Annotated in this window: 13 protein-coding genes; 7 read left to right on the top strand and 6 right to left on the bottom strand. The window is 61.1% G+C overall.

Going from position 1 to position 12990, the window contains the following annotated elements:
* Nucleotides 1-68: 68 nt before the first annotated feature.
* The 4 genes from rnc (at nucleotide 69) to pdxJ (ending at nucleotide 3277) form a co-directional block, all read left to right on the top strand.
* Nucleotides 69-758, top strand: coding sequence for a ribonuclease III (gene rnc, locus OZ911_RS22970; protein WP_016488825.1), 690 nt, complete (start codon nucleotides 69-71; stop codon nucleotides 756-758).
* Nucleotides 751-1653 (top strand): GTPase Era, encoded by a 903-nt coding sequence (gene era, locus OZ911_RS22965; protein WP_003252061.1) that lies wholly within the window; start codon nucleotides 751-753, stop codon nucleotides 1651-1653. The genes rnc and era overlap by 8 nt, the downstream gene beginning before the upstream one ends.
* A 156-nt stretch (nucleotides 1654-1809) precedes the next feature.
* Entirely contained in the window at nucleotides 1810-2493 is a 684-nt protein-coding gene (gene recO / locus OZ911_RS22960) for a DNA repair protein RecO (protein WP_016488824.1), read from the top strand.
* Between the two features lie 61 nt (nucleotides 2494-2554).
* On the top strand, nucleotides 2555-3277 hold the full coding sequence (gene pdxJ, locus OZ911_RS22955; RefSeq protein WP_218115272.1) for a pyridoxine 5'-phosphate synthase: 723 nt from the start codon (nucleotides 2555-2557) through the stop codon (nucleotides 3275-3277).
* A 66-nt stretch (nucleotides 3278-3343) separates the two neighbouring features.
* Here pdxJ and OZ911_RS22950 read toward each other — a convergent pair whose 3' ends face one another.
* Nucleotides 3344-4726: a heavy metal sensor histidine kinase gene (locus tag OZ911_RS22950; RefSeq protein ID WP_023047122.1), complete on the bottom strand. Its 1383-nt coding sequence runs from the start codon at nucleotides 4724-4726 to the stop codon at nucleotides 3344-3346.
* Complete coding sequence (locus tag OZ911_RS22945) at nucleotides 4723-5397, bottom strand: heavy metal response regulator transcription factor (protein ID WP_016488821.1); 675 nt, start codon at nucleotides 5395-5397, stop codon at nucleotides 4723-4725. The genes OZ911_RS22950 and OZ911_RS22945 overlap by 4 nt, the downstream gene beginning before the upstream one ends.
* 258 nt (nucleotides 5398-5655) lie before the next feature.
* Here OZ911_RS22945 and OZ911_RS22940 point away from each other — a divergent pair, with 258 nt between their 5' ends.
* On the top strand, nucleotides 5656-5859 hold the full coding sequence (locus OZ911_RS22940) for a hypothetical protein (RefSeq protein WP_016488820.1): 204 nt from the start codon (nucleotides 5656-5658) through the stop codon (nucleotides 5857-5859).
* A 69-nt stretch (nucleotides 5860-5928) separates the two neighbouring features.
* On the opposite strand, the gene cmoB is transcribed toward OZ911_RS22940, so the two are convergent.
* Both cmoB and cmoA read right to left on the bottom strand, forming a co-directional pair.
* Nucleotides 5929-6885 (bottom strand): tRNA 5-methoxyuridine(34)/uridine 5-oxyacetic acid(34) synthase CmoB, encoded by a 957-nt coding sequence (gene cmoB, locus OZ911_RS22935; protein ID WP_023047123.1) that lies wholly within the window; start codon nucleotides 6883-6885, stop codon nucleotides 5929-5931.
* The gene (gene cmoA / locus OZ911_RS22930; RefSeq protein ID WP_016488818.1) at nucleotides 6882-7625 is read right to left on the bottom strand and encodes a carboxy-S-adenosyl-L-methionine synthase CmoA; all 744 of its coding nucleotides are present in this window, start codon (nucleotides 7623-7625) and stop codon (nucleotides 6882-6884) included. Before cmoA ends, cmoB begins: the two co-directional genes overlap by 4 nt.
* Nucleotides 7626-7827: 202 nt before the next feature.
* Here cmoA and OZ911_RS22925 point away from each other — a divergent pair, with 202 nt between their 5' ends.
* Both OZ911_RS22925 and OZ911_RS22920 read left to right on the top strand, forming a co-directional pair.
* Nucleotides 7828-9018, top strand: a complete 1191-nt coding sequence (locus OZ911_RS22925; protein WP_024717449.1) for an alpha-xenorhabdolysin family binary toxin subunit A — start codon at nucleotides 7828-7830, stop codon at nucleotides 9016-9018.
* Nucleotide 9019: 1 nt separating this feature from the next.
* Entirely contained in the window at nucleotides 9020-9955 is a 936-nt protein-coding gene (locus OZ911_RS22920; protein ID WP_016488816.1) for an alpha-xenorhabdolysin family binary toxin subunit B, read from the top strand.
* 6 nt (nucleotides 9956-9961) lie between these two features.
* Here OZ911_RS22920 and OZ911_RS22915 read toward each other — a convergent pair whose 3' ends face one another.
* Together OZ911_RS22915 and lon are read right to left on the bottom strand one after the other, a co-directional pair.
* Entirely contained in the window at nucleotides 9962-10354 is a 393-nt protein-coding gene (locus tag OZ911_RS22915; RefSeq protein WP_016488815.1) for a protease inhibitor I42 family protein, read from the bottom strand.
* Nucleotides 10355-10461: 107 nt separating this feature from the next.
* Complete coding sequence (gene lon, locus OZ911_RS22910; protein ID WP_016488814.1) at nucleotides 10462-12879, bottom strand: endopeptidase La; 2418 nt, start codon at nucleotides 12877-12879, stop codon at nucleotides 10462-10464.
* Nucleotides 12880-12990 lie beyond the last annotated feature (111 nt).

Genomic DNA, 12990 nt, shown 5'->3' with positions numbered 1-12990 from the left:
GGCCACAGCCAAACAGTCTTTCAGGATGTTGATTTGAACAACGCGTTGAACAACAAACGGGTGGTTGCATGAGTGCTTCCCTTGCCCATCTGGAGCGAAAGCTCGGTTATACCTTCAAGAATCAGGACCAGATGCTTCTGGCGCTGACCCATCGCAGCTATGCCGGGCGCAATAACGAGCGCCTGGAGTTTCTCGGTGACGCCATTCTCAACTTCGTCGCCGGCGAAGCGCTGTTCGAGCGCTTCCCTCAGGCACGCGAAGGCCAGCTGTCGCGGCTGCGCGCGCGCTTGGTCAAGGGCGAGACCCTGGCCCGCCTGGCCCGTGGTTTCGACCTGGGCGAATACCTGCGCCTGGGGTCGGGTGAGCTCAAGAGTGGCGGGTTCCGTCGCGAATCGATCCTGGCCGACGCCCTGGAGGCACTGATCGGTGCCATTTACCTGGACGCTGACATGGACACGGCCCGCGAACGTGTACTGGCCTGGCTGGCCGACGAGTTCGAAGGCCTGACCCTGGTCGACACCAACAAAGACCCGAAAACCCGGCTGCAAGAATTCCTGCAATCACGCAGCTGTGAGCTGCCGCGATACGAAGTCGTGGATATCCAGGGTGAACCGCACTGCCGTACCTTCTTCGTCGAATGCGAAGTCGTGCTGCTGAACAACAAGAGCCGTGGTCAGGGCGTTAGCCGGCGTATTGCCGAGCAAGTCGCTGCCGCGTCCGCACTGATCGCCCTGGGCGTGGAGAATGGCAATGACTGATAGCAACCCGACTCGCTGCGGCTACGTGGCCATTGTCGGCCGCCCCAACGTGGGCAAGTCGACCTTGCTCAACCACATCCTGGGGCAGAAGCTGGCGATCACTTCGCGCAAGCCGCAGACCACCCGCCACAACATGCTCGGTATCAAGACCGAAGGTGATGTGCAGGCGATCTACGTTGACACCCCCGGTATGCACAAGGCCAACGACAAAGCCTTGAACCGCTACATGAACCGCAACGCCTCGGCGGCCCTCAAGGACGTTGACGTGGTGATCTTCGTGGTCGACCGTACCAAGTGGACCGACGAAGACCAACTGGTGCTGGAGCGCGTGCAGTACGTGACCGGCCCGCTGATCATCGCAGTCAACAAGACTGACCGCATGGAAGAGAAGGCCGAGTTGATCCCGCACCTGCAGTGGCTGCAGGAGCAACTGCCAAACGCCGAAGTCATGCCGATTTCTGCGCAGCAGGGGCACAACCTCGAAGCGCTGGAAGCACAGATCGCCAAGCACCTGCCCGAGAACGATCACTTCTTCCCCGAAGACCAGATTACCGACCGTAGCAGCCGCTTCCTGGCCGCCGAACTGGTGCGCGAGAAGATCATGCGCCAGCTGGGTGCGGAGTTGCCGTACCAGATCACGGTGGAGATCGAGGAGTTCAAGCAGCAGGGCCATGTGCTGCACATTCACGCGTTGATTCTGGTTGAGCGCGACGGCCAGAAGAAAATCATCATTGGCGACAAGGGCGAGCGTATCAAGCGTATCGGTTCTGAGGCGCGCAAGGACATGGAAGTGCTGTTCGACTCCAAGGTCATGCTCAACCTGTGGGTCAAGGTGAAGGGCGGCTGGTCCGACGACGAGCGCGCCCTACGCTCGCTGGGCTACGGCGACCTCTAAGGCTCAAGGCGGCCCTTGTGGGAGCGGCCTTGCGTCGCGAAAGGGCTGCGAAGCAGCCCCAGCCATTTTGGCGGCAATGCTGAAATCCGGGGGGCCGCGTTGCGGCCCTTTCGCGACACAAGGCCGCTCCCACAATCACGGGCTGGGTGAACGCTAATGGAACAACCTGTCGGCCAGCCAGCCTACGTGCTGCACAGCCGTGCCTACAAGGAAACCAGCGCGCTGGTGGACTTGTTCACGCCGCAGGGCCGCGTGCGCGCCGTACTGCGGCGTGCGCGTGGCAAGGGCGGCAGCCTGGTGCGGCCATTCGTGCCACTTGAGGTGGAGCTGCGCGGGCGTGGCGAGCTGAAGAATGTGGGGCGGATGGACAGCGCCGGCATAGCGGCCTGGCTGCACGGGGATGCCCTGTTCAGCGGCTTGTACCTTAATGAGCTACTCATGCGCCTGCTGCCCGCCGAAGCGCCATTCCCGGCCCTGTTCGAGCACTACGCCCTGACCTTGCAGGCCTTGGCTGCCGGGCGCCCGCTGGAGCCGCTGCTGCGCTCGTTCGAATGGCGGCTGCTGGACGAACTGGGTTATGCGTTCTCCTTGAATCATGACGTCAACGATCAACCCATCGCGGCCGACGGGCTGTACCGCTTGCGTGTGGATGCCGGCCTGGAGCGGGTCGAATGGGTGCAACCCGGCCTGTTCCGCGGCATCGAGCTATTGGCCCTGGCCGACGCCGACTGGGACACCGCCGGCGCTTTGCTCGCGGCCAAGCGCCTGATGCGCCAGGCCCTGGCGGTTCATCTGGGCGCAAAACCGTTGGTCAGCCGGGAACTGTTTCGCAAGCGCTGATCACGACGTATGCTGTGGGGCTAAACCTTCAGGAGAGCCTTTCGTGACTCACAGCAACCGCATGCTTCTCGGCGTAAACATCGACCACGTGGCGACCCTGCGCCAGGCCCGGGGCACGCGTTACCCTGATCCGGTCAAGGCTGCCCTGGATGCCGAGGAAGCGGGCGCCGATGGCATCACCGTGCACCTGCGTGAAGACCGTCGGCATATCCAGGAGCGCGATGTGCTGCTGCTCAAGGATGTGCTGCAGACGCGCATGAACTTCGAAATGGGCGTCACCGAAGAAATGATGGCCTTTGCCGAAAAGATCCGCCCGGCGCACATCTGCCTGGTGCCTGAAACCCGTCAGGAACTGACCACCGAAGGTGGCCTGGACGTGGCGGGGCAGGAGGCACGGATCAAGGCGGCAGTGGAGCGTCTTGCCCGCACCGGTGCCGAAGTGTCGTTGTTCATCGATGCTGACGAGCGCCAGATCGAGGCCTCTCGCCGGGTGGGGGCGCCGGCCATCGAGCTGCATACTGGGCGTTATGCCGATGCCGAAACCCCCACCGAAGTGGCCGAGGAGCTCAAGCGTATCGTCGATGGCGTTGCGTTTGGCGTGGGGCAGGGGTTGATCGTCAATGCTGGCCACGGGCTGCATTACCACAACGTCGAGGCGGTGGCGGCGATCAAGGGCATCAATGAACTGAACATCGGCCATGCGCTGGTGGCGCATGCCTTGTTTGTAGGCTTCAAAGCCGCAGTGGCCGAGATGAAGGCACTGATCGTGGCGGCTTCGCGCTGAGAGTTTGGTTGCCTGTTCTGGCCCTTTCGCGGGTCTACCCGCGAAAAGGCCGGTACAGGCAATCGATTATTCGGCAGGAAACACCAGAGTGAAGCGGGTAGGCCCAAGGGGGCTGCTGTTCACTTCGACCCGCCCGCCATGCAGCTGCATGATCGACTTCACGATTGCCAACCCCAACCCGGTTCCGCCCTCCAGCCGCGAACGCCCCGGGCCCACCCGGTAAAACCGCTCGAACAAGCGCGACTGGTGTTCTGTAGCAATGCCAGGCCCCTGGTTCTCTACCGAAAGCCATACTTCGCTGCCTGAACGTTCAATCCGCAACTCGACTCGCTCACCCTCAGGGCTGTGCCGGATGGCATTGCTCAACAGGTTCGACAATGCCCGCTGAAACATCAGCCGGTCCCCCAGCGCCGTCCCCCAGCCCTGCACACGCAGCTCAACCGCTTTCACCTCGGCACTGAAGGCAAACAGCTCGACCACTCGCGCTGCCTCGTCAGCCAAGGCCAAGGGTTTCAATGCAATCTGCGTTTGCGGCTGGCTGACCTGGGCGAGAAACAGCATGTCATTGATGATGCGGTTGAGCCGGGTCAGCTCCTCGATACTGTCTTCCAGCACTTCCCGGTAGTTGGCGTTGTCCCGCTCACGGGCCAGGGTCACTTGCGCCTTGCCCATCAGGTTGCTCAACGGGGTACGCAACTCATGAGCCAGATCGTCGGAGAACTGCGACAACTGGCTCACGCCCTGATCGAGGCGGTCGAGCATCACGTTGATGCTACTGGCCAGTTGCGCCAGTTCTTGCGGCAGGCCGGTAGCCGGCAGGCGGTGTTGCAGGTCTTGGGCCGACACTTGCCCGGCAATACGCCGGAAGCGCCGCAGCGGTTTCAGGCCGCGCTGCATCAGCCACCAGGCACCCGCGCCGATCAACACCAGAAGCAGTGGCAAGGCGAGCAAGGTCGAGTGCAGGTAGGCTTGCAGCAGGGCGTTGTCGTCGGCGCGGTTCAGCGACATCATCACCTTCACCGGCGTGTTGTCGCGCAGGCGCATCTGCCGGGTCACGGTGAGGAACTGGTTGCCGCTGCTGTCGCGCCATGCGTGAAAGGCCAGGCGGGCATCGGTGCGCAACTCGCTCACCCGCGACTCCAGGGCCGGGCCCAGGCTGAGCAGGTGCGGGTGGCGGCCTTCCAGGGCCAGTACGCTGAGGCTGAGGTTGTCATGCCCCATGACCAGGTCGAGCAGTGGATGGGCGCGACTGCCCAGGTCCTCGCTGCGCAGATCGACGCGCAGGTTGTGCTCGACCTGCAGCATCTTGCGCGCCAGATCCTTGCGTGCGCGGCTGTCCAGTTCGTGATCCAGGGCGAACACGGCCAGGCAGGCCAGCAGCAGCACCAGCGCGGCGCCCATCAGTGTCACGCTCAGGCCCAGGCGCAACGACAGGCTCGCGTTTTTCAAACGCGGGCCTCAAGGACATAGCCTACGCCGCGCAGGGTATGGATAAGCTTGTTGTCGAACGGGTCGTCGATCTTCGCCCGCAGGCGGCGGATCGAAACCTCGACCACGTTGGTGTCGCAGTCGAAATTCATGTCCCATACCAAGGAGATGATCTGAGTGCGCGAAAGCACTTCGCCAGTCTGGCGCATCAGCAGGTGCAGCAGGGCGAACTCCTTGGCGGTCAGGTCGATGCGTTGCCCGGCGCGGTAGGCGCGGTGCCGGCCAGGGTCCAGTTCCAGGTCGGCGACGCGCAGGGTGCTGGGCTGCAGTTGCTGGTCGTTACGCCGCAGCAGGCTGCGGATGCGCGCCAGAAGTTCAGGGAATTCGAACGGCTTGAGCAGGTAGTCGTCAGCGCCCAGGTCCAGGCCTTTGACCCGGTCGGCCAGGCGACCGTGGGCGGTAAGCATCATGATGCGCGTGGCCGATTCGGCTCGCAGCCGCTGCAGCACGGTCCAGCCATCGATTTCAGGCAGGTTGACATCGAGGATGACCAGGTCATAGGGCTGTTGGCGGGCCAGGTGCAGGCCGTCGGTGCCGGTGTGGGCGCAGTCGACCACGTAGCCGTTTTCACGCAGGCCTTGTTGCAGGTAATCGGCGGTACGCAGCTCGTCCTCGATGATCAGTAGGCGCATGGGGTGCTCGGTGTGATGAAAGGGGGCAATTCTCGACCCTGTAGTGACATCAGGGTCAAGAACCAGGATGTTACGGCATGAGAAAAGGCCTGCGGTGCAGATAACGGATTTGTCATTCTGCTGTTATCTGGCTGTAGGCCAGGGCCCTGGTAGGCAACACAAGGCCAGATTGCAGGACTGTAATCCCCGCCTCACCTTGCTGTTAGCTGCCCCTCGCTAGGATGGCCGTGTCTGATCGGTTACCACGAGGCAAACACGATGAACCTGACCAAATACCTGCTGTTGGCCGCCCTTGCCCTGGGCAGTGCCAGTGTCTATGCCGAGGGCGGTGCGGAGCGCTCGAAGCAGTTCTGGCAAGCCTTCCGCGAAGACCAGCAGCGCTTGCACGGCGACAAACAACAGGCCGTCGCCGAACGCGAACGAAAGGCGCAAGAGAAGGCCCGCGAGGTGGCCAAGGATTGAGGTAACAACACCTGCGCCGCGACAGCTCCTCGCCGCAGGTGGATTCAGGCGCCCGACCGGGCGCCTTTTTTATTTGCGCGCCAGCAGGGTGGCGCGGCGGGGGGCAGGCAGGCCTTCGATGGTCTTGCTGTGGTCGTTCGGGTCGAGGAAGTCGCCCAGCGACTGGTAGCGCATCCACTCGGTGCTGCGCTGCTCCTCGACGCTGGTAACGCTCACATCGACGCAACGCACATCGCTGAAGCCGGCACGGCGCAACCAGCGCGCCAGGGCGGGTACCGACGGCAGATACCAGACGTTGCGCATCTGTGCATAGCGGTCCTCCGGTACCAGCACCTGGTTTTCGTCACCTTCGATTACCAATGTTTCCAAAACCAGCTCGCCTCCTTTGACCAGGCAGTCCTTGAGCGCCAGCAAGTGCTCGATGGGTGAGCGCCGGTGATAGAACACGCCCATGGAAAACACGGTATCGAAGCCTTCCAGGTTTGCAGGCAGTTCTTCAAGGGCGAAGGGCAGGTGCCAGGCTGGCAGCTCCGGCAGGTACTGCTGCACGGCCTGGAACTGGCAGAAGAACAACCAGTTGGGGTCGACACCAATTACCATGTCGGCGCCGGCACCGAGCATGCGCCACTGGTAATAGCCGTTGCCGCAGCCGACGTCGAGCACGCGTTTGCCCTTGAGGTCCAGGTGCGGGCTTACCCGCGACCATTTCCAGTCCGAATGCCATTCGGTGTCTACATGCACGCCAAACAGATCGAACGGCCCTTTTCGCCAGGGCGACAGGCCCATGAGTGCCTGGCGCATCTGCGCGCGGGTAGCGTCGTCGCAATCGCAGTCCAGGCGCAGCCCGTTGACCAGGTCGATTTCGCTGGGTTGCAGGGCAGGCAGGGCATCGAGCGCACCGCGCCAGCGGTCGAGGTCGCCGTGGCCTTTCTCCAGCTTGGCTTCCAGTTGTGCTTGCAGGCCTTGCGACCAGGAAGCCAGTGGCGTGCCCGCCAGGCGGCGGACGAGGGGGGACAGATCGATCATGGCAGGGCTATCAACGAGGCGAAGTTAAGGCATTGGAACCACGGCACCACTTTGGAGAAACCGGCGGCGCGCAGGCGCTCCTGGTGTGCTTGGAGCGTATCGGGGCGCATCACGTTTTCGATGGCGCTGCGCTTCTGGGCGATTTCCAGTTCGCTGTAACCGTTGGCGCGCTTGAAGTCCAGGTGCAGTTCATTGAGCAGGTCCTGCTCTTGCTCATCGGCGAAACGCAGCTTCTCCGAAAGGATCAGCGCACCCCCCGGCAGCAGCGCCTGGCGAATACGCCCGAGCAATTCCAGGCGTTGGTCGGGGGCGATGAATTGCAGGGTGAAGTTCATCGCCACTACCGAGGCAGGCTCGAAGGGCAGGGCAAGGATATCGGCTTCCAGCACTTGCACCGGCAATAGCTCCTGGAACATCGAGTCCTGAGCGGTGAGGTACTGGCGGCAGCGTTCGGCCATGGCGGCGGAATTGTCCACCGCGATCACCCGGCAGCCGTCGCTGCGAACATGGCGACGCAGCGACTGGGTGACGGCGCCCAGCGATGCGCCCAGGTCGTACAGAGCGGTGCCTGGCTGGGCGAAACGCGCAGCCAGTACGCCGAGGTTTTCGACGATGGTCGGGTAACCGGGCACCGAACGCTTGATCATGTCCGGGAACACGCGCACCACGTCTTCGTTGAAGACGAAATCGGGCACCTGCTCCAGGGGCTGCGAGAAAAGGCGGTCGGGTTGTTTGCTCACGGTGGGCTCGATACAGGGTGAAACGGGTGCGCATTTTATCCAATGGCCACGCATCTTGCCATGGCAATGCTTCAGGGTCGGAGCGTTCATGCCCGCAGCAGTGAACTTTCCCACAGCGTTAAGTTATCCGGGTGAATGTATTCAGGGGGGTTCGGGTGGACACTCCAACTGCCTTTACTTCATTGGTTTCATGGGTTGAGAAATGAATATAGCAACTGTGCAGGAAGAGCTACCCGTCGATGATCTGGACCTGGTTTCCAGAGTGAAAATATTGCCAGAACGCTATTTTTCATTCATTGAAAGCCGGCTCGATGGTGGTCAGCAAGTTGGTGGTTTGCTGACGGCAGATAATTTGAAATGCATTAAGCGGTACGTCAATACCGTTAACCATTTACCGCGGACGCAGGTGGAAATCGAGAGGGAGGTCGATTACGCTGCCCTCGGTATTAAAGCGTCGATGGTCAATGAGCTTTACGTGGCGCTGCACCGGCATGCCGCTGAATGGGACATACTGGAACGCAGTATAAAACAGCTGGGGCCTGAAATTGAGATGTTTGCCGAAAGCCTGGTGCAGCGTGGCAGTAGCCTTTTGGAAAACCTTGAAAGCAGCGACGTGTTCATGGCGATCAAGAAACGCAAGGCCGAGGAGGGCGACGATGTTTACACCTCGGCGCTCAGCGAACATGAACAAGCACAGATCGCCAGCGTGCTGACGCTCGGCATTTCCGAACTGGTGAAGGAAATTGAATGCACTCGCCGGCGTATCGTTGACGTCGACAGCCGTGCCAACTGGTTCAACAATGAAATCAAGCGTGAACTCAAGCCGCGTATGGGACGCTTGTTGAAGCACTTCGATGAGAAGGTTTCCCATGAGGAAATCCTGGAAAAACGCAAGCAACTCGATCAGTGGGACGAGCAGGTTGACCAGTTGAAGGCTGAGTACGATGCCCATGTTGGCTATGCATTCACCGGTATCTTGTTGGGGCCGATCGGTCTGGTGATAACCGGTGGCGTATTCGGAAACAAGGCAGAAGCTATCAGGGCTACAAAGAATGCGCTGATTGAAAGACGCGATGAGTTGGCCAATGCACTGGGCAAGCTGGCGCCGGCCTTGAAGGACTTCGAGCGTGTTTCGACGCTGGTCAGAGATTTGCAATTCAGGTGCAAGGATCTGTCGGCGGCGACCAAGCGGTTGGCCGATGTTTGGTTGTTCCTCGCTTCGTATGCCGACAACTCTGTCAATGAAGCCAAAGAACTGAGTACCGTCGTCCAGCTTGAATCCTTTGTTCTTGATTTTTCGGAGGTTATCAAACCGTGGACCAAAATAGGCAGTGTGTGCCATACGCTGTCAGAGCTGTTCAATGAACTGATTGACGAGTATGAGGAAGCCTGACATGGAAATTGCCAATACTCAAACCGTCACGCCAGATGTTGTAGAGATGCAAAATCTGCAGGATCAGATATTCCAGCTCATTGGAAGTTGGGAAATGAACGTGCTGCCTGCCGCACGCGAGCAACTGGATGAACTGTGTACACTGTTGCTGGCTGTCGAGCGCGCGTTCAAGGAGAGCTTGATAGGCGGTATCGTATTGCTGGAGGATCGGCGATTTATTCCGGGTGTGGACAGCGCCGCTTCGCAGCGCAGGCTCGCCAGTGTACTGGAGCGTTTGAATCAGCATCACGCGCACTTGGCCAGGAAAAACTTGCGGTTGGAGCTGTTTTCGCTATCGGCGCTTGTCGACGCCTTGCCAGAGTTGGCAGCGCGAACGGCCGGCCTTCAAGTACAGGCAGTCGCATTCGATGAACGATTGATGCAACTGCAACAGCAGCGTGCAGATATTGTCCAGGCTATCGAGCTGTTCGAGAAACCTTCGGTTGCAAGCGCACTGAAAGGCCTCATCCCGAGCGATGATGAAGTCGATCAGATAATGGGATTGATCACCGATCCGAAATTCGACGCCGGCCTGTTCAAGGCTGTGACGCAAAAGCTTGCACGGCATGCTGATGCGCTTGACGGGGCCAAGACATTCGTCGACCTGGGCAAAGCCCGTGGCCGGCTGGATAGCAAGATCGAGGCTGCAGTGGACGACCAGCGGCAGGTGCAGCGAACCCTGCAAGCGGCGCGGGAAGAACTGGAAGCGGTCACGGCGCTGTCGGGCTTGGTGCCGCTGAAGAACGGGTGGCTACATGAGCTTCGCAAGGTAGAGTCTGAGTGGCAGGCGCAGGCCGCCAGACTCAGCGCAACCATGGATCTGGAAGCTGCCACAGTCGCGCTGGACGGTTTGTGTGAGTACCTGAAGGTGGTGCAACTGCTGTATGACCGCAGTTGATTGCCCTCAGCGGACGACAATCTTGCAGTCGAAGGTTTGTACCGGGGCGACTTCTGCAGCCCATGGCTGTTGGTAGACCAGTAGCAACTGGGCATCTCCGGTGCTGGTAGCCTGGAAGCGCCAGGTGGAGACACCGGCGCTTCCGACCACGTCTTGATCATCGGGGGCGTTGTAGACCTCCGGGCCGAGGCTGCGCAGCACAGCTGATGCGGCATTCTTGACGAGCCAGCGATAGCCGGTGGATGGATTGCCGGGCAAGCTCAACGTCAGTGTCTGGCCTACCTGCAGTCGCGTTGGGCATTCACTTTCGGCATCCAGCTCGACAGGCTGTGTGGGGTATTGGGCACAGGCAGAAAGCAGGGTAAAGCTCAGGGGAACGAGCAGACGAGGGGCGGTCATGTTGGCTCCGTAGGCTGACGATGCCTGAGGATAACCGATGCTGGTGGGGTTTTGTGTGCCCGGTGCCGTCCTCTTCGCGGCTAAAGCCGCGAGGAGGACGGAACAGGTCAGAACAGGACTTTGGCCACGTCGGCAAAGCGCTTGGCGAAATGCACTGTCAGGCCTTCTCGCAGGTAGTCCGGCAGCTCCTCGAAGTCGCCGCGGTTAGGCTCGGGCAGGATCAGTTCGAAGATCTTCTGCCGCCGCGCCGCAATCACCTTTTCGCGTACCCCGCCAATCGGCAGCACCTGGCCGGTGAGGGTGAGCTCGCCCGTCATGGCTACGCCTTTTTTCGGTGCCTGGTCGCGGGCGAGGGACAACAGGGCACTTGCCATGGTGACGCCGGCACTCGGGCCGTCCTTGGGCGTGGCGCCTTCAGGAACGTGCAGGTGGATGAACGCTTCGTTGAAGAAGCCAGGATCGCCGCCAAACTGCTTGAGGTTGGAGCTGACGTAGCTGTAGGCAATTTCGGCCGATTCCTTCATCACGTCCCCCAGCTTGCCGGTCAGCTTGAAGCCGCGGTTGAGCGTGTGGATGCGGGTCGCCTCGATCGGCAGCGTGGCACCGCCCATGCTGGTCCAGGCCAGGCCGGTGATTACCCCTTTGCCAGCCAGTACCTGCTCACTGCGGAATACGGGAATGCCCAGTGCGGCCTCCAGGTCCTTGGTGCCGATCTTCAGCTTGGCTTCGGGGTCTTCCATCAGCTTGACCACCGCTTTGCGCACCAGTTTGCCCAGTTGCTTCTCCAGCTGGCGCACGCCGGCCTCGCGGGCATAGCCCTCGATGACCAGGCGCAGGGCGCTGTCGCTGATGCTCAGGCTGGTCTTGGAAACGCCAGCTTTTTGCAGTTGCTTGGGCCACAGGTGGCGCTTGGCGATGGCCAGTTTTTCCTCAGTGATGTAGCCGGACAGGCGGATCACTTCCATGCGGTCGAGCAACGGCCCGGGGATCGAGTCGAGGGTGTTGGCGGTGCACACGAACAGCACCTTGGACAGGTCCAGGCGCAGGTCGAGATAGTGGTCGAGGAAGTCGACGTTCTGCTCCGGATCGAGGGTTTCCAGCAATGCCGAAGCCGGGTCGCCCTGATAGCTTTGGCCCATCTTGTCGATCTCGTCGAGCATGATGACCGGGTTCATCACTTCGACCTCTTTCAGGGCCTGTACCAGCTTGCCGGGTTGTGCACCGATGTAAGTGCGGCGGTGGCCCTTGATTTCGGCCTCGTCGCGCATGCCGCCAACGCTGAAACGATAGAACGGCCGGCCAAGCGACTCTGCAATGGATTTGCCGATGCTGGTCTTGCCCACCCCGGGCGGGCCCACCAACAGCACGATGGAGCCGCTGATTTCGCCTTTCCAGGCGCCCACGGCGAGGAATTCGATGATGCGTTCCTTGATGTCGTCGAGGCCGGCATGGTGCTGATCAAGGACTTTGCGTGCATGCTTGAGGTCGAGCTTGTCTTTGCCGTACACGCCCCACGGCAGGGCGGTGGCCCATTCGAGGTAGTTGCGGGTGACGGCGTACTCGGGCGAACCGGTTTCGAGAATGGCCAGTTTGCCCATCTCTTCATCAAGGCGCTTGCGCGCCTGGGGCGGCAGGGTCTTGCCTTCCAGGCGCTGTTCGAACTGTTCCAGGTCGGCGCTGCGGTCGTCCTTGGTCAGCCCCAGCTCCTGCTGGATGACCTTGAGTTGCTCCTTGAGGAAAAACTCCCGCTGGTGTTCGCCGATCTGCCGGTTTACCTCGGCCGAGATCTCGTTCTGCAGGCGCGCGACTTCCACCTCTTTGCGCAGCATCGGCAGGACCTTTTCCATGCGCTTTAGCATGGGCACGCAGTCGAGTACTTCCTGCAACTGGTTGCCGGTGGCCGAGGTCAGCGCGGCGGCGAAGTCGGTGAGCGGTGACGGGTCGTTGGGGCTGAAGCGGTTGAGGTAGTTCTTCAGCTCTTCGCTGTACAGCGGGTTGAGCGGCAGCAGCTCCTTGATCGCGTTGATCAGGGCCATGCCGTAAGCCTTGACCTCGTCGGTCGGCTCGGCGGACTGGCGCGGGTATTCGACTTCGACCAGGTAGGGTGGGCGGTGATGCTTGAGCCAGTTGCGGATGCGTACCCGGGTCAGGCCCTGGGCGACGAACTGCAGTTTGCCGTTTTCACGGCTGGCATGGTGCACCTTGACCAGCGTGCCGTATTGCGGCAAGGCCGAGGTGTCGAAATGGCGATGGTCTTCCGGCGGGGTGTCCATGAAGAACAGCGCCAGGCAGTGGTCCGGTGACTTGGCCACCAGGTCGAGGGTTTCGGCCCAAGGTTCTTCATTGACGATGACCGGCAGTACCTGGGCCGGGAAGAACGGGCGGTTGTGGATCGGGATCACGTAGACTTTGTCCGGCAGTTGCTGGCCGGGCAGGGCGAGGGCGTGGCCGGGTTCGGCCGGGGAGGTGTGCTCGACTTCGCTGTGTTCGTCAGGGTGTTCCGGGAAATCCTGCTGGTCGCTCATGGGGCACCTGCGTGAATGGCTATGGTGCTTAGATGGGGCGCAGGGGAATCGGTTTCAATGGTAGACGAAGGGATCAGGGGAGGGTTTCATCTGTGATTGCCTGCACCGGCC

It is taken from the genome of Pseudomonas fortuita (assembly GCF_026898135.2).
GTDB lineage: Bacteria > Pseudomonadota > Gammaproteobacteria > Pseudomonadales > Pseudomonadaceae > Aquipseudomonas > Aquipseudomonas fortuita.
The sequence above is the reverse complement of the archived record's forward strand: the minus strand, read 5'-3'. Positions and strand labels throughout refer to the sequence as shown.